Genomic DNA, 26,748 nt, shown 5'->3' with positions numbered 1-26,748 from the left:
ATCCCTGTGGAAGCTGGCAAGCCAGCTCCCACAGGTTTCTGCTCCAGTCACAAAACCCGTGTTGAACGCAAATCCCTGTAGGAGTGTGTGTGGTCATCATCGGTGAGCACACCCTGAATCCCTGTGGGAGCTGGCTTGCCAGCTCCCACAGGGTTCTGCTGCAGTCACAAAACCCGTGTTGAACGCAAATCCCTGTAGGAGTGTGTGTGGTCATCATCGGTGAGCGCACCCTGAATCCCTGTGGGAGCTGGCTTGCCAGCGATGGCGTCAGCGCCTTCACCACCTCATGACCTGACAGCCACAGCAATTCAGCACACCCGCTCAATCGCCCTTCCTGCATTCCCGCGATCATCCCGGTCACCTTAATTGCCGCTGGCCACTGACCATGATCGACTGCGTCCCCTCGCGCCTCACTCTGCTCGCGCTGCTCTGCGGTCTCGCTACAACCGCCCACGCCAGCGGTTTTTTCGACGATGCCAAAACCGAAGTGCTCAGCCGCAATTTCTTCCTGAGCAACGATTACCGCTCGCCCTCAGCGTCCGGTAAAAACTACAAACAGGAATGGGCTCAAGGGTTTATCGGCACCTTCTCATCCGGTTTCACCCCCGGCACAGTCGGTTTCGGCATCGACGCCCACGCCTTCGCCGGGCTGAAACTGGATGGTGGCAAGGGCCATTCCGGCACCGGGTTGCTGCCGGTCGACAGCGATGGCCGCAGCGAAAACGACTACTCCAGCGCGGGCGGTGCGCTCAAGTTGAAAGCGTCGCGCACCACCCTCGCCTTCGGTGAAATGACCGTGGAAACCCCGGTGTTCGACACCTCCGACAAACGCCTGCAACCGGAATACGCCACCGGTTTCCTGCTCAACAGCGCCGAGTTCGACCACGTCAATCTGGTGGCCGGGCATTTCACCGCGTTCAAGAATCAGGACAGCTCATCAGGCAAGGGCGATTTCTACGGCTATGGCGCCAATACCGAGGCCGGCGGGATCAGTTTTCTCGGCGCCGATCTGTTCAGCGACAGCCCGATAGGCGGCGCGTTGTATGCCTCGGACCTGAGCGACACCTGGCATCAGTACTACGGCAACCTGCACCTCAAGCAGTCCGGCGTGTTGCTCGACGCCAACCTTTATCACACCCGCGACAGCGGCCGGGCACTTGCCGGCGCCATCGACAACACCGCGTTCAGCCTTTCCGGCAAATACACCTTCGGCCCGCACGCGGTGATGCTCGGCTGGCAAAAGATCAATGGCAACACACCGTTCGACTTCGTCGGCGGCGACTCGATCTACCTCGCCAACTCGATCAAATACGCCGATTTCAACGGCGCCAACGAACGCTCATGGCAGGCGCGCTATGACCTCGACCTGGGCGCCTTCGGCATCCCCGGCCTGAAGTTCATGACCCGCTACGTCAGCGGTAGCCACATCGACGGCACCCACGCGCCCAAGGGCGGCGCCTACAACCCGTTCGATCCTGACAGCGGCAGTTACCAGCCGCAGCAAGGTGACGGCGGCAAACACTGGGAGCGGGATATTGATTTGAAGTACATCGTTCAGTCGGGCGCGGCGAAGGATCTGTCGGTGCAGGTCTCACATGTATCGCACCGGGCCAATGAGGCGCAGGCCGGCGATGACATTGACCGGATCTATGTGGTGATCCAGTACCCACTTGGTTTCTAACCCACCGCCCATCCCGATTTGAAACGCTATCCCCTGTAGGAGTGAGCCTGCTCGCGATAGCGTCTTTTCAGCAACATTCATGCTCACTGATACACCGTTATCGCGAGCAGCCTCACTCCAACAGGTTTGGGTTTCAGCCAAACATCCGTGTACGCAACACACCTTTCACGGCCAGCCATGTAGGTGCTGTTGATTGAAATGGCGGAAGGCAGCCGGAGTCGAACCTGCCCGGGAACGGATGCCGTCCCCAACCGGGTTTGAAGCCCGGCCGCGCCACCGGGCGCGATTGCCTTCCTTGAACTCATTGGGCGTCGACGTCGGCCAGCGCGTTGTCGGGGCGGATCTGGCGGGATTCGCCGAGGCGTCGGGTCAGGCCGACGCGGTCGAAATATTCGAGGTACTGAATACAGCGTTTGCGTCCCAAGCCTAGCGCATCGCGGAAGGTTGTCACCTGGATCTGCGGATTTTCCCTGGCCAGTTTGAGCAACACTTCCGCCATTTGGCGCAGTTGCACGTCGCTCAAAAACAGGTCGCGCACTATTTGATGCATCAAACCCAAGCGCGCCAGTTTACGCAGCAACAAGCGCACAACCGCGTCGTCCTGCCCCAGCACTGTCGCCACGTCACGCACCCACGGCGGATCGAAACCGGCCTGTTCGAACAATGGCTGCAACCCTAGCCAGAGGCTTTCGTCCTCGGCATTCAGGCGCACCTGATGATCCGGCAGGTGCAGCCACGGACCGCTCGCCTGGATCGATCCGGCCGTCAGCAATTCATCGAGCAAGCTCGCGAATATTGAACGTTCGAGTGCCAGCCCGCTGAAGCGACGCAAGCGATCGCGATCCGGGCCCATCTGGTCAGGTTCCCGTTCATGGAACTGCGCGAGGTGCTCCAGCAGCGTGAACTTCAGCTGCGCCCAACGCTGCACATTGAACAGCACCGGGCCTTGGCGCGTGTCGATCAGGCGCACGTTGTCGGCTAACGACCAGGTTGAGCGCGGGCGATTGAATTGACGCTCCAGTCGTTGCGGGTCAAGGCCCCCAGCGCTGTGATTGAGCAGCACCGGCAAGGCTCGTTCAAGGCTATCGCTGGCAGCCAGGGCTTGCAGTTGCGCCAGACGTTCGGGGCTGCGCCGTTGTCGTGCCGGTGCAAACGGGTCGAGGACCTGACCGCCACCCAAGGTCCGTTGCGCGCTCTGGTCGCGCAGAATCAGCCGATCGCCCTTCAACGCCTGCACCGGCACATTGATCAGCAATTGCGCGAACATCCGCTCGCCGGGACTCAAGCGGGGCCCTTCGAGCAAGGCCACCCGGGCGATGACATCCTGCGTGCCGAGATGCACATGCACCGGGTGAAAGTGTTCGAAGGTGCGTTCGCCGGGCAATAGGTGAAAGTCGATGTCGACCCGTTGTGTCGGGGCGTGCAACCACTCGCTCAGCAACCATTGGCCGCGATGGATCTGCGCCAGTTCAAGGCGTTCACCGCTCAGATTCAACGCCACCCGTTGCCCGGCGAAGGCCTGTTCGGCGGCTTGGTTCTGCGCGTGCAAGCCGCGCACCCGCACGGTTTTCCCGGATGGCCCGAGGGTCAGTTTGTCGCCGATCGTAACTGCGCCCGACAACGCCGTGCCGGTCACCACAATCCCCGCGCCCGCCACGCTGAACGCGCGGTCGATGGCCAGGCGAAATCCCCCTTCACGGCTACGCTCATGTACCTCGCTTTGCGTCTGCACCAGCAGCTCGCGCAGTGCTTCAATGCCCTGCCCGCTCAAGCTCGACACAGTCATTATCGGCGCCTCGGCAAACGGCCCCGGCGCGAGTAGATCCAGCACTTGACGTTGTACTTCTTCCACCCTGCCCGCCTCGGCTCGATCGCATTTGGTGATCGCCACCACGGCCCGCGAAATGCCGAGCAATTCAACAATCGCCAAGTGTTCGCGGGTTTGCGGCATCACACCGTCATCCGCCGCCACCACCAGCAACACCAGATCAATGCCTTGCGCACCGGCGAGCATGTTATGGGTGAATTTTTCGTGGCCGGGGACGTCGATAAACCCGGTCAGCCCCGTGCCGGGTTCAAGTTCGGCGTAGAGATAACCCAGGTCGATGGTCATGCCGCGCTCGCGTTCCTGCGGGCGGCGGTCGCCGGTTTGCCCGGTCAAGGCTTGCAGCAGCGACGTCTTGCCGTGGTCGATGTGCCCCGCCGTGCCGACAATCACGAATCGACCTGCAAGTGCGGCAATTGCGCGAGCCACGCCGGTTCATCGTCGAGCTGACGCAAATCCAGCCACAGCGCATCATCGTCAATGCGTCCAAGCACCGGGATCGGCAAGGCGCGCAGCGCCGCTTCCAGAGTCAGCAGGCAACGCCCGCGCAAGCGCTTGGACACTTGCGGGCGCAGGCACAACGCCGCGCTCGGCAAGCGCGCCACCGGTTGGCTGCCGCTGCCAATCATGCCCAAGGCGTGGACTGCGCTGACATTCCAGGTTTCGCCCAATACGTCGGCCAGCGCCGGCTGCAGCCGTGATGCCTGGGCGAAGATGTCGGCTTGCGGGCGCGTCAACAGGCGCAGGCTCGGCAGACGTTCAGCGAGGCGGTCCGGGTCGCGGTACAACCCCAGCACCGCCTCCAGCGCGGCCAAGGTCAGTTTGTCCACCCGCAACGCGCGTTTCAGCGGGTTCTTCTTGATCTTCGCGATCAGTTCTTTGCGGCCGACAATCAACCCGGCCTGCGGCCCTCCCAGTAATTTGTCGCCACTGAAGGTGACGATATCTGCACCGTCGAGCAACGCCTGGCGCACCGTCGGTTCCGCCGGCAAGCCCCAACGCGTCAAGTCCAACAAACTGCCGCTACCGAGATCTTCCAGCAACGGCAGGCCATGTCGGTGGGCCAACTCGGCCAGTTCCGCTGTCGGCACGCGGGCGGTAAAACCTTCGATGCTGTAGTTGCTGGCATGCACGCGCATGATCAAGCCGCTGCGCGGGCTGATCGCCGCCTCATAGTCGCGGGCATGGGTGCGATTGGTTGTGCCGACTTCGTGCAGACGCACGCCGGCGCGGGCCATGATGTCGGGGATGCGGAACGCGCCGCCGATTTCGATCAGCTCGCCACGGGAAATGATGCCTTCCTTGCGTGCGCCGAGACTGTTCAGGGTCAAGAGCACGGCGGCGGCATTGTTGTTGACCACGGTGACGGCTTCGGCGCCGGTCAGTTCGCGGATCAGGCCTTCGATCAGGTCATCGCGATCACCGCGTTTACCACTGGCCAGATCGAATTCCAGATTGAGCGGATAACGCGCGGCCATTTGCACGGCGTCGATGGCTTCGTCCGGGAGCAAGGCGCGGCCGAGGTTGGTGTGCAACACCGTGCCGGTCAGGTTGAACACCCGCCGCACGTTGCTGCGCTGTTGCCGGGCCAGGCGTTCACCGACGCGGCCAGCGAGCACTTCGGGGCTGATTTCGACGGCGGACAATTGCCCGCTCAAGACAGCGGAACGCAACTCATCGAGCAACTGGCGTAAACCCGCCAGCAGCGAATCACGTCCATGACGCTCGGCCAACGGCAGGCAGGCCGGGTGACGCAACAACCCATCAATGGAAGGTAACCGCAGGGACATCAGCCACTCCTGGAGACAGATCACTGGGCCAGAGTGTAGACCCTGCGTTCACTCATCTCCCGGAGCCAGCAAGAGATTCGGTGCCAGCCGCTGATAACCGTCCTGAGCCAGACGCATATCCAGCAGCAAACTGCCGAGATCTGCCGACAACGCCTCGGCATCGGCATCGTTCTCCAGATAAACCAGTTTCAGGTAGCTGTTGCAGCCCGGACAGACCTCCGCCCTTAACGGCGCCTGATTGGCCGCATGCCGATCATCCTCAAAGCTCAAATAGTCGAGCCCTTTGCTCGACTCGCAATACACGCACTTGACCCGCACCACATGCCATTCGCAGGCACACAGCGAACACACCAGATAACGCAGACCGTTGTGTTTGCCGCGATGGCGGATCACCCCGGCCATCGCCGGTGACCCGCAGGCCGGGCATTGGCTGAGGCTGTCGCCGGGTTTCAGTTGCAGGTCGTGCACGCTGAGCAGCCAGTGGCTCCACGCCACTTGCAGTGCGGCGCCGAGGAACGGCACCAGCTGCGCCGGCACCAGCGAATACTGGCCACTGACCAGAGCCACGGCCCACGCACGCAACTGACCGGGACTGGCGGCGCGCAGCGTGTCGAGCGCATCCACAACCGCAGGTTGATGCGCCGGCTCATAACGCTGCAGCAACGCGTCAAGCCAAGCCTGCCAGCCCTCTTCGCGCACCAGCGTGTCGGCGGCGAACGGCGGTAAACCATGTTGCTGACAGGCAGCAATCCTTTGCTGATCGATCCGCGCCGTCTGCGGTGGGTCGTCGAACACCTGTTGCTGAACACGGCACAACCCGGCAATCAACCGCAGGTACTCAGCCAGTGGATGCCCCTCGGCCAGTTTTTCCAGTCGATCGGCGCGGAGCGCAAACAGGTCAGGCGGCGGCAGATGCAGAAACGGCGGCGAACTGGCCGCCGCCTCGATGTCCCCGGCTTCAAGAATGGTTGCCAAAGGTCAGCCCTTTTTGGTGATCGGTCGTTCCGGCACGTCCGGACGGCGTTCGTCGCGAGTGATTTCGCGGTACCAGAGTTCATGGTGTTTCTTCGCCCAGGCGCGACTGACCCAGCCGTGCAGCATCGCGTCCACCGAGCCCTTGATCCACAGCCCGGCGTAAATGTGAATGATGATGCTCAGGATCAGCACAAACCCCGCCAGCGCATGCAAGAGCATCGCCCAGCGGATCACGGTGATGCCGAAATACGCACTGAACCAGGCCCGCCAGATCACCAGCCCGGTGAACAGCAACGCGAACATGCACAGGAGTAAAGTCCAGAACAGCAGCTTCTGCCCGGCGTTGTACTTGCCCACCGGCGGCACGCTTTCTTCGTCGTTGACCATCACCCGATTGATCCGCCGCAGCCACCGCCGGTCATTGGCGATGAAGAAATTGCTGCGCCAGAAGCTGAACACCAGGCCAAGGAACAACACGAACATGGCGATGCCCATGTACGGATGCAGAATCCGTGTCCATGGCCCGCCGCCGAACAGATTGGTCAGCCAGAACATCGACGGATGGAACAACGCCAGCCCCGACAGCCCGGCCATGAAAAACAGAATCGCCACCAGCCAGTGATTGGTGCGCTGGTTGGCGGTGTAACGCAGGATCGTCTTGTTGCTCATGGCCGGTCCTCCCCACGTGGATCGAAGGTGTGCACCGCCGGATCGACGGTATGCACCGAGGTGTCGGGCGGCGTTGGATGGTCATCCTCCTCGACCCGGTTCGGCCCGATGCGCACATAGTGGAAGAACCCGGCCAGCACCGCCGCGCCCATTGCCAGCAGGCCCAGGGGCTTGCTGATGCCTTTCCACAGGCCCACCAACGGACTGATGGCCGGCGCATCCGGCAACCCGGCGTAGATCTTCGGCGTGTCGGCATGGTGCAGCACGTACATCACATGGGTGCCGCCGACGCCTTCCGGGTCGTACAGGCCGGCATTGTCGAAGCCACGGCTTTTCAGGTCGACGATGCGTTCGGCGGCGTGTTCCTTCATGTCTTCCTTGGTGCCGAAGACGATGGCGCCGGTCGGGCAGGTTTTCACGCAGGCCGGTTCCAGCCCCACCGCCACCCGATCCGAACACAACGTGCATTTGTAGGCCTTGTGATCCTTCTGCGAAATCCGCGGAATGTTGAACGGGCAACCGGTGATGCAATAGCCGCAGCCGATGCAGTGGTCCTGATCGAAATCGACGATGCCGTTGGCGTGCTTGATAATCGCCCCCGGACTCGGGCAGGCCGCCAGGCAACCGGGCTCGGCACAGTGCATGCAGCCGTCCTTGCGGATCAACCATTCGAGGTTGCCGGCGTCGGTTTCGTGCTCGGTGAAGCGCATCAACGTCCAGGTTTCGGCGCTCAGGTCTTGCGGATTGTCGTAGGTGCCGTGGTTGTGGCCCACCTCGTCGCGCAGCTCGTTCCATTCCGAGCACGCGACTTGGCAGGCCTTGCAGCCAATGCATTTGGTGGTGTCGATCAGCTTCGCCACCTCCTGCTGATTCCTCACCGAGGGTGGCACCGTGGTGGTGGCCGAGCGGGCAATGATGTCTTGGCTGGCCATTTAAAGATTCTCCATCAGAGCTTCTCCACGTTGACCAGGAATGACTTGGATTCCGGGGTCTGGGTGTTGCCATCGCCGAGGAACGGCACCAGGGTGTTGGTCAGGTAACCGTGACGCGTCAGGCCGGTGAACCCCCAGTGCAGCGGGATGCCGATCTGATGCACGACCTGGCCGTTGACCTGCAACGGCCGGATCCTTTTGGTCACCACCGCCACCGCTTCGATGAACCCGCGTTTACAGCTGACGCGCACGCGATCACCGGCGGCAATGCCCTTCTCTTTCGCCAGCACTTCGCCGATCTCGACGAACTGCTCGGGCTGGGCAATCGCATTCAATTTGCAATGCTTGCTCCAGAAGTGGAAATGCTCGGTCAGCCGGTAACTGGTGCCGGCGTACGGGAAGTCCTTGGCTTCGCCGAGGCTTTCCCAAACCGAATCGAAGATCCGCGCCGCCGGGTTACTGGTGGCCTTCTTGTTTTGCGGGTGCAGCGGGTTGATGCCGATCGGCGTTTCGAACGGCTCGTAGTGCTCGGGGAATGGCCCCTCGTTCATCTTGTCGACGGCAAAGAACCGCGCCACGCCTTCGGGGTTCATGATGAACGGGTTCATCCCGGCTTCCGGCGGCACGTCGGCCTTGTAGTCCGGCACATCGGTACCGCCCCAGGCCTTGCCGTTCCACCACACCAGACGCTTTTTCGGGTCCCACGGTTTGCCGGCGACATCCGCCGAAGCACGGTTGTAGAGAATCCGCCGGTTGGCCGGCCAGGCCCATGCCCAACCCAGATGCTGATGCATGCCATAGGGATCGGCGTTGTCGCGCCGGGCCATCTGATTACCGGCTTCGGTCCAGCTGCCGGCGAAAATCCAGCAGCCGGATGCGGTACTGCCGTCATCCTTGAGCAAGCCGAAACCCGCCAGTTGCGTGCCGGCCTTGACCGCGACGCCGGTGGCATCGGTGAAGTCGGCGACGGCGCTGCCGTTGATCTCCTTGGCCAGTTCTTCCGGCGAAGGCTCGTCGGGGATCTTGTACGGCCACGACAGCTTCAGCAGTGGATCGGCGAACTTGCCGCCCTCGGCCTGATAGCGCTTGCGCAGGCGCAGGAACAGCTCGCTCATGATGCGAATGTCGGTCTGCGCTTCGCCTGGGCCATCGGCACCCTTCCAGTGCCATTGCAGCCAGCGGCTGCTGTTGACCAGCGAACCGTCCTCTTCGGCAAAACAGGTGGTGGGCAGGCGAATGACTTCGGTCTGGATCTCGGCGCTTTTCACGTCGTTGTACGGCCCGACGTTGTGCCAGAACTCCGAGGTTTCGGTGGCCAGCGGGTCCATCACCACCAGCCATTTCAGTTTGGCCAGTGCGCCCATCACCCGGTTCTTGTCGGGCAGCGCAGCGATCGGGTTGAAACCCTGGCAGAAGTAGCCGTTGACCTTGCCCTGGCTCATCAGGTCGAACATCTTCAGGACGTCGTAGTTGGGGATGTCCAGTTTCGGCAGATGGTCGTAGCACCAATTGTTCTCGACGGTGGCATTGGCGCCGTACCACGCCTTCATCAGGCTGACGTGGAATTTGCTGTAGTTCTGCCAGTACGACAATTGCCCAGGACGCAGCGGCACTTGCGTGCGTTTGTGGATGAAGGCGTTGTAATCCTGCTCGGTGTCGGTGCCCAGCGTCAGGTAGCCCGGCAGCGCATTGGAAAGCAAGCCAAGGTCGGTCAGGCCCTGAATGTTCGAGTGCCCGCGCAACGCGTTGACTCCGCCGCCCGGCATGCCGACGTTGCCCAGCAACAGCTGGACCATCGCCGCACTGCGAATGATCTGCGCGCCGATCGAGTGTTGCGTCCAGCCGAGCGCATAGAGAATGGTCATGGTCTTGCCGGGCGTGGCGCACGTGGCAATCTCATCCCAGATTTTCTGCATGGCATCGACCGGCATCCCGCAGATCTGGCTGGCGAGGTCGATGTTGTAGCGGCTGTAATGCTGTTTCATCAGTTGATAGACACAGCGCGGGTCCTGCAGGGTCGGGTCGACTTTGACAAAGCCGTCCTCGCCCAGCTCGTAGCCCCAGCCGGATTTGTCGGTATAGCTGCGCTTGGCCACGTCGTAGCCGCTGAAGATGCCATCCTCAAAGCCATAGCCGGCTCTGACGATGAACGACATGTCGGTGTAGTTGCGCACGTATTCGTGCTGGATCTTGTCCGTGGTCAGCAGGTAATTGATCAGGCCGCCCATGAAGGCGATGTCGGTGCCGGTACGGATCGGCGCGTAATAGTCGGCCACGGACGCGGTCCGGGTAAAACGCGGATCGACCACGATCAGCCGCGCGGCGTTGTGCGCTTTGGCCTCGGTCACCCATTTGAAGCCGCACGGATGCGCTTCTGCTGCGTTGCCACCCATCACCAGGATCAGATTCGCGTTGGCGATATCGGTCCAGGTGTTGGTCATGGCTCCACGGCCGTACGTCGGGGCAAGACTTGCCACCGTCGGGCCGTGTCAGACACGCGCCTGGTTATCGAACCCCAGCATGCCGAGACTGCGGATCACCTTCTGGGTGATGTAGCCGGCTTCGTTGGACGCCGCCGATGCCGCGAGAAACCCGGTGCTCAGCCAGCGATTCACTGTTTGCCCGTTGGCATTTTTCTCGATGAAGTTGGCGTCGCGGTCGGCTTTCATCAGGTCGACGATGCGGTCGAGCGCTTCGTCCCAACTGATTCGCGTCCATTCGCTGCTGCCCGGCTTGCGCGTTTGCGGGTAGAGCAAACGGCCGGGGCTGTGAATGAAGTCGAGAAGACCTGCGCCTTTCGGGCAGAGGGTGCCGCGGTTGACCGGGTGGTCGGCGTCGCCCTCAATGTGAATGATGCTTTGCGCTACGTTCTTCGCGGTATCGCCCTGGCTGTACATGATCAACCCGCAACCGACCGAGCAATACGGGCAGGTGTTGCGGGTTTCATGGGTGTGGGCAAGCTTGAAGTGGCGCACCTGCTCGGCGAAGGCTGGCGTCGGGGCCATGCCCAACGCGCCCAGGCTAGAGCCTGCAAGGCCGATACCGGCGACCTTGAAGAACTGACGACGGCTGAGATCCATCGTGCACTCCTGATCAGGTGGAACCCGGTACTGATGCCGGGCTTTTTCTGGACAAACACGGTTACGGCAAACGTGTGCCGACTTTTTCACTGTAGACAATGACCACACGGTCTGTGTGAAAACCGACCGTCGGCCGTTTGTCGGGTCTTTAACTGAAGACCACCAAACCCTGTGGGAGCGAGCTTGCTCGCGAAAGCGGTGTGTCATTCGACAACGATGCTGACTGGCACGACGCCTTCGCGAGCAAGCTCGCTCACACAGGTATTGTGTGAACCTTATAAGCAGCAAACTCGCCCCCACAGGGGATGGAGGCTTAGAATGGCCGGCAGGACCATTCCCGCCTTCACGAGACCGCGCATGACTTTCGATTTTGATCAGGTATTCGACCGCCACAACACCGGCAGCACCAAGTGGAGCCGCTACCCGGCCGACGTGTTGCCGATGTGGGTCGCTGATATGGATTTCGCCGCACCGCCGGTGGTGATCGAGGCACTGCAGCAGCGTCTGCTGCACCCACTGTTGGGTTACAGCGTGGCGCAGGACAACCTGCGCGAGGCCATCGTTGCCGACCTCTGGAACAAGTTCGCGTGGCAGGTCAAACCTCAGGAGCTGATCTTTCTGCCGGGCGTTGAGTCCGGTTTCAACATGGCCTTGAAAGCGCTGGTGCAGCCGCAACAGAACGTCGTGGTGCAAGTGCCCAACTACCCGCCGCTGCGCCATGCGCCGGGCCACTGGGGCTTGAACAAGGTCGAGCTAGAATTCGTCGCACAGGCTGACGGCACTTACCTGACCCCCTTGGAGGGCTTGCGTGAATCACTGATCGGTGGCGGCGCGCTGCTGCTGAGCAACCCGCACAACCCGATCGGCAAGGTGTTCGGCCGTGAAGAACTGCAAGCGGTGGCGGATATCTGTGTTGCCCGGGACGCGTGGATCATCTCCGACGAAATCCACGCCGAGCTGTGCTTCGACGGTCGCGTGCACATCCCGACCGCTTCCCTGAGCCCGGAAATCGCCCGCCGCACCATCACCCTGATGTCGGCGAGCAAGGCCTACAACATCGCCGGTCTCAAGACCTCGTTCATGATCATCCAGGACGCCGCCCTGCGCGAACGCGTCAACCACGCCCGCTGCGGCATGGTCGACAGTGTCAACCCGCTGGGCATGGAAGCCACCCGCGTCGCCTACAGCGAAGCCGGGCCGTGGCTGGCCGAGTTGAAAACCTACCTGCAGGCCAACCGTGACTGGCTGGTGGACGCCGTGCGCCGCCGTTTGCCCGGCGTGACCCTCAACGTGCCGCAGGGCACGTATCTGGCGTGGCTCGATTGCTCGGCGCTGGATCTGGGCAATCCTCAGCAGTTCTTTCTGGAACAGGCCAAAGTCGGCTTGAGCGCCGGTCTGGACTTCGGTGACCAGCACCAACAGTTTGTGCGCCTGAACTTCGGCTGCCCGCGTTCAATGCTCGAAGACGGTATTGCCCGGATGGAGCGAGCCCTGGCTGACCGCAATACCTGAAAACACTTTGATTGATGTGGGAGCTGGCTTGCCAGCTCCCCAAATCTGATCGAACTCACGGCAAACCGCCCGGGTCAACCTCTCATACCTGCCATGAGACCCGGAGATTTGCGATGACCGACTATCCAACCCCCCCCTTCCCCAAACAGGCCCAGGCGGTGCCCGGCGAGCAAGGCAAAATGCAGCCTTATCCCGACTGCGGCGAACAAAGCTATGTCGGTTCCGGCCGGCTGGCCGGCAAGATTGCGCTGATCACCGGCGCCGACAGCGGTATCGGTCGCGCCGTGGCGATTGCCTTTGCCCGTGAAGGCGCAGACGTCGTCGTGGCTTATCTCGATGAACATGACGACGCCAAAGAGACCGCACGCTGGGTCGAGCAGGCCGGTCGCCAGTGCCTGTTGTTGCCCGGTGACCTCGCGCAAAAGGCCCACTGCCAGGCGCTGGTCGACCAGACCATCGAACGCTTTGGCCACATCGACGTGCTGGTCAACAACGCCGCGTTCCAGATGACCCACGAAACCTTTGAAGAAATCCCCGACGAAGAATGGGTGATGACCTTTGACGTCAACATCACCGCGATTTTCCGCTTGTGTCAGGCGGCGATCAAACACATGCGCCCCGGCGCGTCGATCATCAACACCAGCTCGATCAACTCCGATTTGCCCAAGCCGACCCTGCTCGCCTACGCCACCACTAAAGGCGCGATCGCCAACTTCACCGGTGGCCTGGCCCAGTTGCTCGGGCCGAAAGAGATCCGCGTGAACTGCGTGGCACCGGGGCCGATCTGGACCCCGCTGATCGTCTCGACCATGCCGGATGAAGAAGTCCAGAATTTCGGCAGCGAAACCCCGCTCGGGCGCCCCGGGCAACCAGTGGAAGTGGCGCCGATCTATGTGCTGCTGGCGTCGGACGAAGCCAGCTACATCACCGGCCAGCGCTACGGCGTGACGGGTGGCAAACCGATGCTCTGATTCCGCGCTATTCACACAGCAACACGACCCTGCAGGCGCTGCCGAAGGCTGCGCCTGCTCACAACGGCAGTCACACCCAATATCCAAGGCGGCATCTTATGAGCTTTACCGTGTGGGTCGCCGTGCTGGGCGCTGTGCTGTTGACCCTGGCGCTGACCTCGTCGTACCTGCGCTGGATGCCGGTGACCACATCGGCGGTCTGTCTGCTGCTGGGGATCGGCATCGGTCCCAGCGGCCTTGATCTGTTGAAACTGTCGCTGGACGACGCCTCGTTATGGATGGAGCACCTGACGGAAGTCGCGGTGCTGTTTTCGCTGTTCGTCTGCGGCCTCAAGTTGCGCTTGCCGCTGCGCGACAAACGCTGGCGGATAGCCTTCGGCCTCGCGGGCCCGGTGATGGTGCTGACCATCGCCGGGGTATGCCTGCTGTTGCATTGGGGCTTGCAGCTACCGTGGGGGCCGTCGCTGCTGATCGGTGCGATTCTGGCGCCAACCGACCCAGTGCTCGCCGCCCTGGTGCAGGTCAATGATGCGCGGGACGTCGACAGTGTGCGGTTTGGGCTGTCCGGTGAGGCCGGGCTCAATGACGGGATCGCCTTCCCTTTTGTGATTCTCGGGCTGTTGCTGATTCACGCTGACGGCACGACTGGCGACTGGCAGGGTTGGGTCTTGCGCAATCTGCTGTGGGCCGTGCCCGCCGGCCTGTTGACCGGTTACTGGATGGGCCGCGGCATCGGCCGTGTGACCCTGTCGCTGCGCATCCACAATGACGACAGCACCCTGAGCCCCAACGACTATCTGGCGTTGTCGCTGATTGCCCTGGCTTACGTCGTTGCCGAAGCCATCGGCGGCTACGGTTTTCTGTCGGTCTTTGCGGCCGGCCTTGGCTTGCGTCAGGTTGAAGTGAAATCCACCGGCGCCAGCCAGCCGCCCGCCGAACACCTGGTGCAACCGGTGGTCGGCCACCAGAACGTCGAGCCGCAACATGCGATGCACGGCGATACCGAACGGCTGGAAAGCAGTCAGGTCGCAGCCGGCATCATGATGGGCGATATGCTGTCGTTCGGCAGTCTGGTGGAACGGGCCATGGAAGTGTTTCTGGTCACCCTGCTGGGCGTGGTGCTGATTGCGCACTGGGATTGGCGCGCGTTGCTGGTAGGCGGTGTGTTGTTCTGCCTGATCCGTCCGGTCTGCGTTGCACTGATGCCGTGGGGTGGCCTGTTGCTGGGGCGGCAACGGCTGTTGATTGGCTGGTTCGGCATCCGCGGTATCGGCAGCCTGTTCTACCTGTTTTATGCGTTGAATCATGGCCTGACCGACGCTGTCGCCACGCTGTGTACCGACCTCACGTTGTCTGTGGTGGCCCTGAGCATTTTGCTGCACGGGGTCAGCACCCAGCCGATTCTTGCCCGCTACGAACGACGCCAGAAAGCTCTTTTATAGGAGCAGCCTGCGGTAGCTCCTCCCGCGGAATGGCAAGGTTAAAAATCCTGCGAAAAAAAATGGATCTCTGCGCGACGCTTGGCGGTCACAACGTTAATCCCTCGCCGAGCCCCTCGGCGGGGCCTGGCAGGTTCGGTTCCCCTGCGGCGAAACGCCTATGAAAAGGAATCCCGAAAAATAAGGTTACGGTCATGAAAGAATGCTCGACTCCTGCGCAAATCAAGGCTTGCAGAGCGCTGGCTCTGGAACGCAATCGCCAATTGTTCGAAGAGGCGCAGGCGCTGAACCTCGCGGCTCACGAACTGCTGGAAAGCCGAGAGATGGATATGGAACAGTTTGAACACTATCGCGCGTTACGGCGTAAAGCCGACCTGAAGTTTGCCGATGCGATCGAGCATTTGTGCGTGCTCAACGAAGACTTCCCGCCGATCCCGATGTCGCCGCACAACTCGCAGGGATTGCGTCGCCAGCTTGAAATTGCCGAGTGATCCCTCGCCCCAAAAAGCAGCCCGGCAATCAGTGCCGGACTGCTTTTTGCCTGCTGATCAACCGCCCGGATTGGTCACCTGAATAAACACCGCATAACTGCCCAGCAATACCCAGAACGTGGCAAAGATCCACGGGGTGCGCACCGAGAACAGCAGCGACTTGCGGTACCCCTTGTGGCTCGACTCCATTTCGCTGAACAGCGGCGACTCGTCATATGCCAGTCCCATCAAGGGCTCGCTGTGCAACAGATGACTCTGCTTGAAGTGCCAGTGATCAATGATGTCGTACGCGGCGCGAATGCCCGGCCAGGCATTGAGCGAACTGAGCAGCCCGAGCAGCGCCAGAAACGGCGGCACCACCAGGGTGAACAACTTGCCCCATTCCGGGTTGAGGTTGGCCATGCACGAGGCAAAGGCAATCACCAGAAACGACTGCGCCGCCAGGTAGGCGTCGGTGCGGTTGGCGAGGATGCTGGTTTCGTACTGGATCTCCCGGCGATAGAAATCCAGCCGCTCCTTGGGCGAACCGAACATCTTGGCATTATGTTCGGTCAGGGTTTCTTCAGCGGTCGGCTGGGTCAATATGCGAGGCAAGAGACGCACGCTCCGGGGTGGGGAAAACGCTTAGAAGCGCGCGTTTGCAGACAAGTTCAGCCGGATCGCCCGCCGGGTCATTTCATTGCCAGGGCAATCACTTCCACCAGATTCAACTGGGTAAACGGCTTGGGCAGACGCGGCAGTTGCGCGGCGAAGCCTTCGAGCCGTTCGGCGTAACCGGTGGCGAGGATGATCGGCAGGTCGGGTTTGAGCAGGCGCACGGCGTGGGCCAGTTGTGCGCCGCTCATGGTCGGCATGGCCATGTCGGTGATCATCAGGTCGATGACTTCGCCCTCATCGAACAGCGCCAGCGCCCTGGCGGCGGACGTGGCATTGATCACCCGGTGCCCCAGGTCCTCGAGTAACAGGCTGGTGCTGGTCAAAACCAGCGAATCGTCGTCCACCACCAGTACGCTGAGCCGTGGTACTGCAATCGGTTCGACCGGCAGCCGCGAGGGTTTGGCCGTCACGCCCTCGCCGATCACCGGCAACCAGAGTTCGGCCGTCGTGCCATGGCCTTTTTCGCTCTTGAGGACAAAGCGCCCACCGAGTTGCTCGATGAAGCCGTGCACCATCGACAGGCCCAGGCCGGTGCCCTTGCCCAGGCCCTTGGTGGTGAAAAACGGATCCCTGGCCTGGGCCAGGGTTTCTGTGTCCATGCCCTCGCCGCTGTCGATCAGGCTCAGGCACACATAATGCCCCGGCGTCAGCGCCGAATAACTCTGCTCAAGCACGACTTCCGGCTGCGCACTGATCACCACTGTGCCACCGTCGGGCATGGCGTCGCGGGCGTTGGTCGCCAGGTTGAGCACGGCCAGTTCCAGTTGGTTGCTGTCTGCCAGCACCGGCGAAAGGTTCGGCGCAAAGCGTGTCTCGATGTGAATTCCTGGCCCCAGGGAACTGCGTAACAGCCCGGTGATGCCTTGCACCAGTTGCGGAATATCGACCGGTTCGGTCTTGAGTTCCTGCCGGCGTGCGAACGCCAGCATGCGCTGGGTCAGCGACACACCGCGCAAGGCGCCCTGGGTGGCGTTCTCCAGCAAGCGGCTGATTTTCGGTTCGTCACCGATGCGTTTCTGCAGAATTTCCAGGTTGCCCAGGATCACCGTCAGCAGGTTGTTGAAGTCATGGGCGATGCCGCCGCTGAGCTGACCGATGGCCTGCATCTTCTGCGCCTGGAACAACGCCTCGCGGGTCTTTTCCAGGGCCAGTTGCGCCTCATGGGCTTGCGTCACGTCACGGGTGATCTTGGCAAACCCCAGCAGCGTCCCGGTTTCCCCGCGAATCGCATCGACTACCACGTGCGCGAGAAAACGCGTGCCATCCTTGCGTACGCGCCAGCTCCTGTTCTCAAAGCGGCCTTCGCGGGTGGCGATGTCCAGGGCCCGCGCCGGCTCGCCGAGTTCACGGTCTTCGGGGGTGTAGAAAACCGAAAAATGCTCACCGATGATTTCTTCCGGCGTATAGCCCTTGATGCGTTGTGCACCCTGATTCCAGTTACTGACGCGGCCTTCCGGGCTGAGCATATAAATCGCGTAGTCGGTAACGCCTTGCACCAGCAGGCGGAACTGCTGCTCACTTCGCTTGAGGGTTTCCTCGGCCATTTTGCGATCGGTCAGGTCGCGGGTGATCTTGGCGAAACCGAGCAAGCGGCCATCCGGCGCGATGATCGGGTCGATCACCACGTGGCACCAGAAATTCGTGCCGTCCTTGCGCACCCGCCAGCCTTCACCTTCATATCGTCCTTCGCGGACCGCCGTATCCAGCGCCCGCTGCGGCAATCCGGCAGCGCGATCGTCCGTGGTGTAGAACCTTGAAAAGTGCTCGCCGAGAATTTCCGCCTCTTCATAGCCCTTGAAGCGTTTCGCGCCGGAGTTCCAGCTGGTGATGATGCCGTCGGGGTCGATCATGTAGATCGCGTAATCGACCACCGCATCGATCAGGAGCCGAAATCGCATCTCCTCCATCGCCCCGGTCTTGCTGTTATCGCTCATTCCACTCACCGCACACTGATATGAGCAGGAGTATGCGTGAATCCGTCGATTTGGGAAGCGGCGGGCTCGTTATCGATCGCCCACCAGCGCGGCAGCAGTTGCTGAATGCGATGCTCGGCAAAGCGATCGTCGATCAGCATCACCACGCCGCGATCCTCGCGGGTACGGATCACGCGACCGGCGGCCTGCACCACTTTCTGTACCCCGGGAAACAGGTAGGTGTAGTCGTAGCCGGCGCCGAAAATCGCCGCCATGCGCTGCTTCATCTGTTCATTGACCGGGTTGAGCTGCGCCAGCCCCAGGGTGGCGATGAACGCACCGATCAGGCGGGCGCCGGGCAAGTCGATGCCTTCCCCGAAGGCGCCGCCCAGCACCGCAAACCCGACGCCCTGGCTGTCGGCGGTGAACTGATCGAGGAACGCCTGACGCTGCCCTTCGGCCATGCCCCGTGATTGCTGCCACAAGGTGATGTGCGGGTGCCGTTCGGCCAGCAACTGCGCGACCTGTTGCAAGTAGTCAAAGCTGCTGAAGAACGCCAGATAGTTGCCCGGCCGTTCGCTGAACTGGCGAGCGATCAGCTCGACGATGGGCGCCAGCGAAGCCTGGCGATGGTTGAAGCGCGTAGAAATGCGGCTGACGATGTGCACCTGCAACTGCTCGGCGCTGAACGGCGACTCTACGTCGATGCACACGGTATCGGCGGGTGTCCCGAGCAGGTCGGCGTAATAGCGGCGCGGGCTGAGGGTGGCGGAAAACAATACGCTGCTGCGCGCCGCTTTCAGGCGCGGGCCGATGAACGCGGCCGGCACCACATTGCGCAGGCACAGTTGCGACAGCGGTCGCTTGCGATCGAGGTCGCGCTTGCTGATGTCGAACAGATAATGCTCGTCGTACAGCTCCGCGACCCGGCCAAATTGCAGCAGGTCGAAGTAGACATTCTGCAAACCGCTGTCGAGCCCTTGCGGGTGATCGTTGAGGTAATCGCCGATGGCCGCGCAGCACAGCGAGATCGCTTGCAGCAGTTTTTCCGGCGCCTTGTCGTAGGCCTGATACGGCGCCAGTTGCGGCGCATGCAACGCGTTCCACTCGCGGTTGACCCGTTGCAGGACGTTTTTCAGCGCCTGCGGGGCGGTTTTGCGCACGCTGCCGAAGGTGCCCTGATCCAGACTGGCGCTGTACATCTGCCGGCCGCGCTCCACCAGGTTGTGCGCCTCGTCTGCCAGGACGGCGACTTTCCACTGATTGAGCTGGGCCAGCCCGAACAGCAAAGCACTGAAGTCGAAATAATAGTTGTAGTCGGCTACCACCACGTCGGCCCAGCGGGCCATTTCCTGGCTCAGGTAATACGGACAGACCGAGTGTTGCGCGGCGACGTCGCGCATGGCCGCCTGATCAAGCAGGTTGATGCGACTGGCCGCTTCGCGGGCGGCGGGCAAACGATCGTAGAAGCCTTGCGCCAGGGGACAGGATTCACCGTGACAGGCCTTGTCCGGGTGTTCGCAGGCCTTGTCCCGGGCGACCATTTCCAGGACCCGCAAGGGCAATGTCGGCGTCTGATCGAACAACACCTGACTGGCGTCCAGCGCCAGTTTGCGCCCGGGGGTCTTGGCGGTCAGGAAGAACACCTTGTCCAGTTGCTGCGGCGCCAGCGCCTTGAGCATCGGGAACAGGGTGCCGAGGGTCTTGCCGATCCCGGTCGGCGCCTGGGCCATCAGACAACGACCGGTGCTGACGGCCTTGAACACCGATTCGGCCAGGTGCCGCTGGCCGGGGCGAAAACCGGCATGGGGAAAGCTAAGGTGCTGCGCCGCTCGATTACGCGCATCACGGTGCGCCATTTCCTGTTCGGCCCAATGCAGAAACAAGCGGCATTGGTGCTCGAAGAAGTCCTGCAGGGTCTTGGCGTCGAAGGCTTCGACCAGGCAGGTTTCCTTCTCGCTGACGATGTCGAAATACACCAGCGCCAGGTTGATCTGCTGCACATCGAGCTTGCGGCACATCAACCAGCCGTAAACCTTGGCCTGCGCCCAGTGCAATTGCCGATGATTGGCCGGTTGCTTGCTCAGGTCGCCACGGTAGGTTTTGACCTCTTCGAGGCAGTTTTGCGCAGGGTCGTAGCCATCCGCCCTGCCCTTGACCTTCAGTTGCAGGTACTCGCCTTCCAGCGCGACTTCACTTTGATACTGCTCGCTACGCCGCGAAGCCACGGTACGATGCCCGGCAATGCCTTCCAGCGCTGTGGGGGACGGTGTGAAACGCAGGTCGAGGTCGCCGCATTTCGCGGTGAACTCGCACAGTGCGCGCACGGCAATGCTGTAGCTCAAGCGCTCTGCTCCGCCCATTGCACGTAACACACGGCAACCGGCATCTGGTGTTGATGGCAGAACTCCAGCCAGCGCAGCTGGTTATCCTGCAAGCGGTCGCCGGGGCCTTTGACTTCGATCATCCGGTAAGTTTTGTGCTGCGGCCAGAACTGGATCAGGTCGGGCATGCCAGCACGGTTGGCCTTGATGTCGAGCAGCAGCCGGTTGAACCAGTGTTTCAGGTGTTCGGCCGGCAGACAGGCCAGTGCCTGCTCCAGCAAGGCTTCATTCAAGGCGCCCCAAAACACGAATGGCGACTGGATGCCCCACTTGGCGACAAATCGTTCGCGAATGGTCTGCGCATAGCGACCATCGTCGAGCTCAGCCAGACAGGCCTGGAACAGTTCGGCGCGGCGTTGCTGAAAGTCTTCATTCAGCAAATCCACCGGCCCGCGCTGGAACGGGTGAAAGAACGCGCCCGGCAGCGGCGCAAAAATCGCCGGCCAGCACAACAGGCCGAACAGCGAATTGATCAGACTGTTTTCCACGTAATGCACCGGGCCATCGTCGTCGTGCAGATGGGCCTGCACGTAGTACTCGACCGACAACCCTGGATCGCTGCGCAGCAGCTGCAGATCCAGGCGCTCCACCGGTCTGGCCGCCACCCGTTTCAATGGCGGACCACCGAGTTTGCGCCGCAGCCGTGGCACGATGCGTTGCAGGCCTTGTTGTTCGGCAGCACTCTCCACGGCCTGCTCCGCCACAGTGGCGAGTTCCAGGGCCAAGGCGTATTCACCGCAGCGCTCCAGCACCCGGATCATGCGCAATCGCGCGCCCGGGTAGGCACAGTCGCGGTAGATGTTCAGGGCCAGGGCAAACTCGGTGGTGCGCTCGCAATACTGGGCGATCTGGAACAGCACCTTGCCACGCCGCCGTTGCAGCCACGGGTTATCGAAATGCATGGCGCTGACCTGCTCGACAATGATCTCCAACGGTTCGCCGGCCTCGAAGCGCAGCTGGCAGGTGTGCAGAAACAGGCAGGCGTCAACGTCTTCGCGGCTGCGCAGACCACGGGAGTCGGCGCAGAACTCGACTTTTTCGTAGGTGAAGATCCCGAGGTCGGCGAGGACGAACTCCGACCAGTCCTGGTACAGGTTGCCGAAGAACATCAGGCGCAAGCGGTCGCACAGGTCCATGATGGTCAGGCTGAACAGACGCTCGGCGAGCAACGGTGCCCAGTCGCACAGGCGGCGGGTTTCCGGGAACAGCCCGGCGAGTGCGGGCAGCCAGTCGTCCTTGCGGCCCTTGGGTTGCTCGATGAACGCGGCGAACGCTTGCAGGATTTCGGCCTTGAGCAACACCTCGAACACCTCGGCCAGCGCCAAGGGGGCGTGTTCATCCAGCCAGCCATGCTCCAGCAACGGTCGCGCAGCCTCGGCGATGTCACCGATCTCGGCATAAGCGAGTTTGCCGGCACGAAAATGCACGCCCTTGCGCATCACCATGCGCACCAGCAAACCTTGCGACGGTTTGGGCAATGCCTTGAAGTCGCGAATGAAGGCGTGCTCGGTTGCGCTCATCACATCGGCATAGCGCAGCTCAAGCCAGTCAAGCACTTGCCGGAAGTTGTTGAGGTAATAGAACGGATCGTCGAGGGGATTGGCAGTCACGGAAATTCAGGGCCATGGCGAACGAGTACTGGTTATGCGTACAGATACCAGCTCAGCCCCGTCCGGTGCAAACGGAAAAGGATCAGTGGCATTTTTTGACCGGCGCATCGAACTTTTTCCCGCGTGATGGCACCAACCGCGTTAGAAGACCGACATTGCTCGGTATCACATGGAACGAGGATCTAGAAGTGGGTATGAAAATCAAGACGCTGGGCATTCCTCTGGCAGTTGCGGCTTTGCTGGCTTTGGGCGGTTGCTCGACCCAGACCGTGGTCACCCTGCAGAACGGCACTCAGTATTTGACCAAGGACATGCCGAAGACCAAAACCAAGGACGGTTTCTATGAATTCGAGGATATTTCCGGGGCCAAGGTGAAAGTGCGCGCCGATGAGGTTGCCACTGTTCGCGAAGAAGACTGACACCCTGCTGCCGTTCGTTCCCACGCTGTGCGTGGGAACGATCAAGATCGCCGCCTCGGCAGCTCCTGCACAGGCGTCTCGGGTTATTCGAAAGCGGGCATGCCCGGGATGCTGTTGTCGCAACTGAAGTAGCTGCCGCCACGTCGTACCAATTCGCCTTGCAGGCGCTGGCAACGCTCCAGGTCCTGCTGGGCCATGCGGTCAATGCTCGGATTGCCTGTGGTTTGCGGCGGTGGTTTGCCGTCACCCAGGCGAATAGTCACGAAGGGCTGTTCGGGCTGGATCTGAAAACGGCTTTTCTCCTCGACCGGCTCGACCGCTTTGGTCTTGGCCGGGCTCGGCAGTTGCTCGATGCTGGTGCCGTAACGGCTCAGAATCGAGGTTTGAGGCAGATCGGCCCAGACATTGGCGGAACACAGCGCCAGTCCGACGAAACCGATAGACCCCTTGAAACTTCTCACGTGTGAATCTCCTGTACTCAATGGCGGCTAGCTATAGAACGTGTGTGCACGTTCTGGCTTTAGGCCGCTTTTCCTGTTTGCACAGGGTTTGAGTCAGAGAATGGCCATCGAGTCACTTCCAGCACCCGATTGTGGCGAGGGAGCCAGCGCCCTCGCCACAGGTTGTGTGTTGCCAATCAATATCAGGCGATCACAATACCGTCGGCACTCAAGCTATTGAGCGCAACCCCGACCAGCGTCACCGAATCATTGCCAAACGTCAGCACCGTGTCCTGCCCCACTGTCGCGGCATGGGCACGCAAGTCATCGGTCGGCAACACCCCCTGCACGCCCAGGAACACCAGTTTGTCGTTGGACGTAAACCCGACCACCCGGTCCTGGCCGAACGCCCCGTTGAACAGGAACGTGTCCGCCCCGCCGCCCGACTCCATCAGGTCGTTGCCGGCGCCACCGACGAAGACGTCATTACCGGCGCCACCCACCAGATGATCGTTGCCATCGAGCCCGAACAGCCAGTCACCGCCAGCATGCGCCTTGAGTGTGTCGGCACCGCTGCTGCCTTTGACGCTCGACTCATACGCGGTGAGGTTGTTGCCGACCTTCAAGCCGCTGCTGGTGACGCTGTGGGTCACGTCGTCCTTGAACAGCCCCCAGAGGAAGCCCGGCTCCTTGGTGACGATGCTGCCGATATCGCGGGTGATGCTGATCCCGCCTTTGGCATCGCGGATGTACAGGTTGCCGGCGCCGTCGTTGGCAAAGTCGAAGGTGTTCACCGATTTCTGCAAGTCGAGGGTGTTATTGCCGGCGCCGCCGAGGATGACGTTGTAGCCGCCACTGTCGCGGAAGGTGTCGTTGCCGGCGCGGCCCTCCAGATAGTCGTTGCCACTGCCGCCCTGGATCAGGTCGTTGGCGTCGCTGCCGATGATAAAGGTGCTGCCCTTGTGGGTTTCGGCATTGCGATTGAGGTCCTGCACCCAGGTATTGGCGCGCGCCGGGTCCGACAGGTTGGCGACGATGATCGTCGAGTCCTTGCTGGTCAGGTCGTAGAACTTCGACTCGATGATCCGGTTCATGCCGTCGCCGTAAGCAGTCGGCAGGTGTGAGATCCAGGTCGGGATGTTGAGGATCGAGAACGGCAGCAGATTCCACGCGGTCGAGGCGTAGTGATCGTTGAAGCTGACGATGTTGTCGGTGGCCGATTCCTTCGGCGCGTCGTGCACGCCGATCGAGGCGCCGGTGAAGTTCGAGCCGTCGAGGGCGCGGAATACCGGATCGTTTTCGTAACCGACGTTGAGCACCTTGTCGGTGCTGCTCTGGGTCGGTGAGGCGTAGGCAATGTAGTTGGAATCGGCGAAGAAGCCGCCCCATTTGCCGCCGCTCAGGTCGGCCATGCTGTTGACTGCCAGCCCGCCGAGGCTGTGGCCGCTGACCAGCACGTCCTTGCCGGTCAGGCCGTTGGCCTTGGCGAACGCCACGACATCACTGAGCAGGTTGCCGAAGGCTTCACCGACGTAGTTCCTGGCGTAGTCCTTGGGACCGAACGCCGCCAGCAGGTCGTTGATCACATCGCCGATGGAGTCGAGGATCAAGTTTTCCCGCGGGCCGCTGGTGCCGCGAAAGGCGATGCCGATTTCCGTCAGATGGCCCTGGGCGTCGTACTTGCCGAGGATTTCGACCTGCGCGGTAGCGTAACCGGCCTTCTCGCCGAAGAAGGTGCCGCGTGCGTCGGTCTTGCCTTCATACCCCAGTTGCGACGCGGTGATCGGCGTCCAGCCGGCCTTCTTCACGGCGTCGAGGGCGAGTTTTTCCGAATCGAGGTTCCACGGAATGCCGGGGATAACCCCCTGGGAGTCCGTGCCGCCCAGCAACGCCGTGACCAGCGTGGCCGGCAGGCCAAGGCCGAAGCCGTTGTGCTGATAACCCGTGGCAAAGCCGTTATCGAGGTTGTGGTAGGAATACAGCGTGATCGCCATGGCGTCGCTGAACAGCGCCTTGGAATCGGCTGTGCCGAAGTTTTTGTAGTCAAACACACCCATTGCTATTGCCTCTCTTTTGTTGGAATTGTCAGAGATAGCTCACAGCCAGGGCGCCCCTTGGGGGACGCCCCGGAGCATTTCAGAAACTACGTTTAGCGTTTAACTGCAGGAGTGAGGCTGCTGGCGATAGCGATGTGTCTGATTAATAAATGCAAACTGACACACCGCTATCGCGAGCAGGCTCGCTCCTGCAGGGAGTACTAGGCAAAAACGAATGCCGAGTCCGACAGGTTAGCCACTCCCACCCCGATCAGGGTCACGGCATAGTCGCCAATCTTCAGCACGGTGTCGGCCCCGGACTGCGAGGCGTGCTGCTTGTAGTCGTAGCCCTGCCCCGCGCCTTCGACGCCCATGAACACCAGTTTGTCGCTGCCCTGGTAGCCATTGATGGCATCGAAGCCGAACGCGCCGCTGAACAGGAAGGTGTTGTTGCCACCCACCGCCGTCATCACGTCGTTTCCGGCGCCGCCGACGAAGGTCACGTGGCCCTTGTCGCTGACCAGTTTGTCGTCGCCACCGAGGCCGAACAGCCAGTCACCGTCGGCGGTCGCGTGCAACGCATTGCCGTACGCATCGCCGTTGAGCGAATGGGTGTACTGGGTCAGTTGGTTGCCATTGCTCAAGCCCTTGGCCGTGACGCCCCAGGTGATGTCCTTGCTGCCCCACCACGACCCCGCCTCCTTGCTCACCAGCGCACCGATGTCGCGAGTCATGCTGATGCCGCCGTAGGCGTCGCGCACGTACAGCGTGCCGTCTCCGTCGTTGGCGAAGCTGAAGTTCTGCAACGGTTTCTGCAATTCGAAGGTGTTGTGACCCTGGCCACCGAGCAGGATGTTGAAGCCACCGTCGTCACGGAACCGGTCATCGCCGGCACGGCCTTCAAGGAAGTCGTTGCCCGCCCCGCCCTTGAGCCAGTCGTTGCTGTCGGTGCCGATGATGAAGGTGCTGCCGGTGTGCGGCTCGCCGCTGCGCCCGAGGTCCTCGACCCAGGTTTTGCCCCGGGATGCTTGCTCCAGGTTGGAGACGATGATCGTCGAGTCCTTGTCGGTGAGGTTGTAGAACTTCGAGTCGATCACCCGATTCAAGCCATCGGCATACCCCAGCGAACTGTGCGCCGACCAGCTCAGCGGATTGATGATGCTGAACGGCACCAGGTTCTGTGCGGTGGACGCATAGTGGTCGTTGAAGTTGACGATGTTGTCGGTAGTCGAATCATGCGGCTTGTCGTGCTTGCCCATCGAGGCGCTGCTGAACGTGGTGCCATCAAGCACGCGGAACACCGGGTCGTTCTCATAGCCGATGTTCAATACATTGTTGCCGGTGCTGCTCTGGGTCGGCGAGGCAAACGCAATGTAGTTGGCGTCCTTGAAGAACCCGCCCCAATTGTTTGCACTCAACTCGGCCACGCTGTTGACCCCGAGCCCGCCGAGGCTGTGGCCGCTGATCAAGACGTCCTTGGCAGCGATGCCATTGGCGATGGCAAACGCAGCGACGGCCTTGAGCAGGTTGTCGAAGGCGTTTTTCGCGTAGTTGCTCGCATAATCCGCTGGCCCGAACGCCGCCAGCAGATTGTTTTTCATGTCGCCGAAGGTGTCGCTGTAGTCCAGCCCGCCGGTACCACGGAAGGCCACACCGATACCGATCAGTTTGCCGGAGGCGTCGTACTTGCCGAGCACTTCGGCTTCGGCGCTGGTAAAGCCGTCTTTCTCGCCGAAGAACGTGCCCTTGTCGCCAACCTTGCCCTGATAGCCCAGCGCCGTCGCGGTCACCGGGGCCCAGGCCGTCGCGGGCAACGGTTTGCCGGTCGGTGTGTAGGCGTACAACGTCAGCGCGATGGCGTCGCTGTACAACGCTTTGCCATCAGCATTCTTGTAATCGAACAGTCCCATGCTGTGCCCTCTCT

At 61.6% G+C, this 26,748-nt stretch carries 19 protein-coding genes and 1 tRNA gene; 6 read left to right on the top strand and 14 right to left on the bottom strand.

The window, feature by feature from the left end; translation table 11 throughout:
• Window positions 1-385: 385 nt before the first annotated feature.
• The gene (locus HV782_RS14960) at window positions 386-1,681 is read left to right on the top strand and encodes an OprD family porin (protein WP_186745278.1); all 1,296 of its coding nucleotides are present in this window, start codon (window positions 386-388) and stop codon (window positions 1,679-1,681) included.
• 199 nt (window positions 1,682-1,880) lie between these two features.
• Here the strand turns inward: HV782_RS14960 and HV782_RS14955 are convergent.
• From HV782_RS14955 to fdnG, 7 genes are all read right to left on the bottom strand, one after another.
• A tRNA-Sec gene (locus HV782_RS14955) sits at window positions 1,881-1,976 on the bottom strand.
• A gap of 6 nt (window positions 1,977-1,982) precedes the next feature.
• The gene (gene selB / locus HV782_RS14950; protein WP_186745453.1) at window positions 1,983-3,899 is read right to left on the bottom strand and encodes a selenocysteine-specific translation elongation factor; all 1,917 of its coding nucleotides are present in this window, start codon (window positions 3,897-3,899) and stop codon (window positions 1,983-1,985) included.
• Window positions 3,896-5,299, bottom strand: coding sequence for an L-seryl-tRNA(Sec) selenium transferase (gene selA / locus HV782_RS14945; RefSeq protein WP_186745451.1), 1,404 nt, complete (start codon window positions 5,297-5,299; stop codon window positions 3,896-3,898). The genes selB and selA overlap by 4 nt, the downstream gene beginning before the upstream one ends.
• A 45-nt stretch (window positions 5,300-5,344) precedes the next feature.
• The gene (fdhE, locus tag HV782_RS14940; RefSeq protein ID WP_186745276.1) at window positions 5,345-6,271 is read right to left on the bottom strand and encodes a formate dehydrogenase accessory protein FdhE; all 927 of its coding nucleotides are present in this window, start codon (window positions 6,269-6,271) and stop codon (window positions 5,345-5,347) included.
• Between the two features lie 3 nt (window positions 6,272-6,274).
• Window positions 6,275-6,940, bottom strand: coding sequence for a formate dehydrogenase subunit gamma (locus HV782_RS14935; protein WP_123468631.1), 666 nt, complete (start codon window positions 6,938-6,940; stop codon window positions 6,275-6,277).
• On the bottom strand, window positions 6,937-7,872 hold the full coding sequence (fdxH, locus tag HV782_RS14930) for a formate dehydrogenase subunit beta (RefSeq protein ID WP_128614945.1): 936 nt from the start codon (window positions 7,870-7,872) through the stop codon (window positions 6,937-6,939). Before fdxH ends, HV782_RS14935 begins: the two co-directional genes overlap by 4 nt.
• Window positions 7,873-7,886: 14 nt before the next feature.
• On the bottom strand, window positions 7,887-10,952 hold the full coding sequence (fdnG, locus tag HV782_RS14925) for a formate dehydrogenase-N subunit alpha (RefSeq protein WP_186745273.1): 3,066 nt from the start codon (window positions 10,950-10,952) through the stop codon (window positions 7,887-7,889).
• A 357-nt stretch (window positions 10,953-11,309) separates the two neighbouring features.
• On the opposite strand from fdnG, the gene HV782_RS14920 reads away from it, so the two are divergent.
• The 4 genes from HV782_RS14920 to HV782_RS14905 all read left to right on the top strand — a co-directional run bounded on the left by HV782_RS14920 (window position 11,310) and on the right by HV782_RS14905 (window position 15,365).
• A complete protein-coding gene (locus HV782_RS14920) occupies window positions 11,310-12,464 on the top strand; it encodes a MalY/PatB family protein (RefSeq protein WP_186745271.1) in 1,155 nt (384 codons plus the stop codon).
• Between the two features lie 113 nt (window positions 12,465-12,577).
• Entirely contained in the window at window positions 12,578-13,435 is an 858-nt protein-coding gene (locus tag HV782_RS14915; RefSeq protein ID WP_186745269.1) for a glucose 1-dehydrogenase, read from the top strand.
• Between the two features lie 98 nt (window positions 13,436-13,533).
• Window positions 13,534-14,877, top strand: coding sequence for a cation:proton antiporter (locus HV782_RS14910; RefSeq protein ID WP_186745267.1), 1,344 nt, complete (start codon window positions 13,534-13,536; stop codon window positions 14,875-14,877).
• Window positions 14,878-15,068: 191 nt separating this feature from the next.
• Entirely contained in the window at window positions 15,069-15,365 is a 297-nt protein-coding gene (locus HV782_RS14905; RefSeq protein ID WP_123468620.1) for a hypothetical protein, read from the top strand.
• Window positions 15,366-15,422: 57 nt separating this feature from the next.
• Here HV782_RS14905 and HV782_RS14900 read toward each other — a convergent pair whose 3' ends face one another.
• The 4 genes from HV782_RS14900 to HV782_RS14885 all read right to left on the bottom strand — a co-directional run bounded on the left by HV782_RS14900 (window position 15,423) and on the right by HV782_RS14885 (window position 21,929).
• Complete coding sequence (locus HV782_RS14900; protein WP_064118033.1) at window positions 15,423-15,959, bottom strand: hypothetical protein; 537 nt, start codon at window positions 15,957-15,959, stop codon at window positions 15,423-15,425.
• A gap of 77 nt (window positions 15,960-16,036) precedes the next feature.
• On the bottom strand, window positions 16,037-17,956 hold the full coding sequence (locus tag HV782_RS14895; protein ID WP_186745265.1) for a hybrid sensor histidine kinase/response regulator: 1,920 nt from the start codon (window positions 17,954-17,956) through the stop codon (window positions 16,037-16,039).
• A 5-nt stretch (window positions 17,957-17,961) separates the two neighbouring features.
• Window positions 17,962-20,280, bottom strand: coding sequence for an ATP-dependent DNA helicase (locus HV782_RS14890; protein ID WP_186745262.1), 2,319 nt, complete (start codon window positions 20,278-20,280; stop codon window positions 17,962-17,964).
• Window positions 20,277-21,929: a VRR-NUC domain-containing protein gene (locus HV782_RS14885; RefSeq protein ID WP_186745260.1), complete on the bottom strand. Its 1,653-nt coding sequence runs from the start codon at window positions 21,927-21,929 to the stop codon at window positions 20,277-20,279. Before HV782_RS14885 ends, HV782_RS14890 begins: the two co-directional genes overlap by 4 nt.
• 194 nt (window positions 21,930-22,123) lie before the next feature.
• Between HV782_RS14885 and HV782_RS14880 the strand changes: the two genes are divergently transcribed.
• On the top strand, window positions 22,124-22,348 hold the full coding sequence (locus HV782_RS14880) for a YgdI/YgdR family lipoprotein (protein ID WP_123468612.1): 225 nt from the start codon (window positions 22,124-22,126) through the stop codon (window positions 22,346-22,348).
• A gap of 83 nt (window positions 22,349-22,431) precedes the next feature.
• On the opposite strand, the gene HV782_RS14875 is transcribed toward HV782_RS14880, so the two are convergent.
• From HV782_RS14875 to HV782_RS14865, 3 genes are all read right to left on the bottom strand, one after another.
• Window positions 22,432-22,809 (bottom strand): hypothetical protein, encoded by a 378-nt coding sequence (locus HV782_RS14875; protein ID WP_186745258.1) that lies wholly within the window; start codon window positions 22,807-22,809, stop codon window positions 22,432-22,434.
• Window positions 22,810-22,991: 182 nt separating this feature from the next.
• The gene (locus tag HV782_RS14870) at window positions 22,992-24,845 is read right to left on the bottom strand and encodes a polyurethane esterase (RefSeq protein WP_186745256.1); all 1,854 of its coding nucleotides are present in this window, start codon (window positions 24,843-24,845) and stop codon (window positions 22,992-22,994) included.
• Window positions 24,846-25,045: 200 nt separating this feature from the next.
• Window positions 25,046-26,734 carry a polyurethane esterase gene (locus HV782_RS14865; RefSeq protein ID WP_128616421.1) on the bottom strand — a complete coding sequence of 563 codons (1,689 nt, stop codon included), beginning with the start codon at window positions 26,732-26,734 and terminating at the stop codon, window positions 25,046-25,048.
• Window positions 26,735-26,748: the final 14 nt, after the last annotated feature.

The sequence above is a fragment of the Pseudomonas monsensis genome (assembly GCF_014268495.2).
Lineage (GTDB): Bacteria > Pseudomonadota > Gammaproteobacteria > Pseudomonadales > Pseudomonadaceae > Aquipseudomonas > Aquipseudomonas monsensis.
The sequence above is the reverse complement of the archived record's forward strand: the minus strand, read 5'-3'. Positions and strand labels throughout refer to the sequence as shown.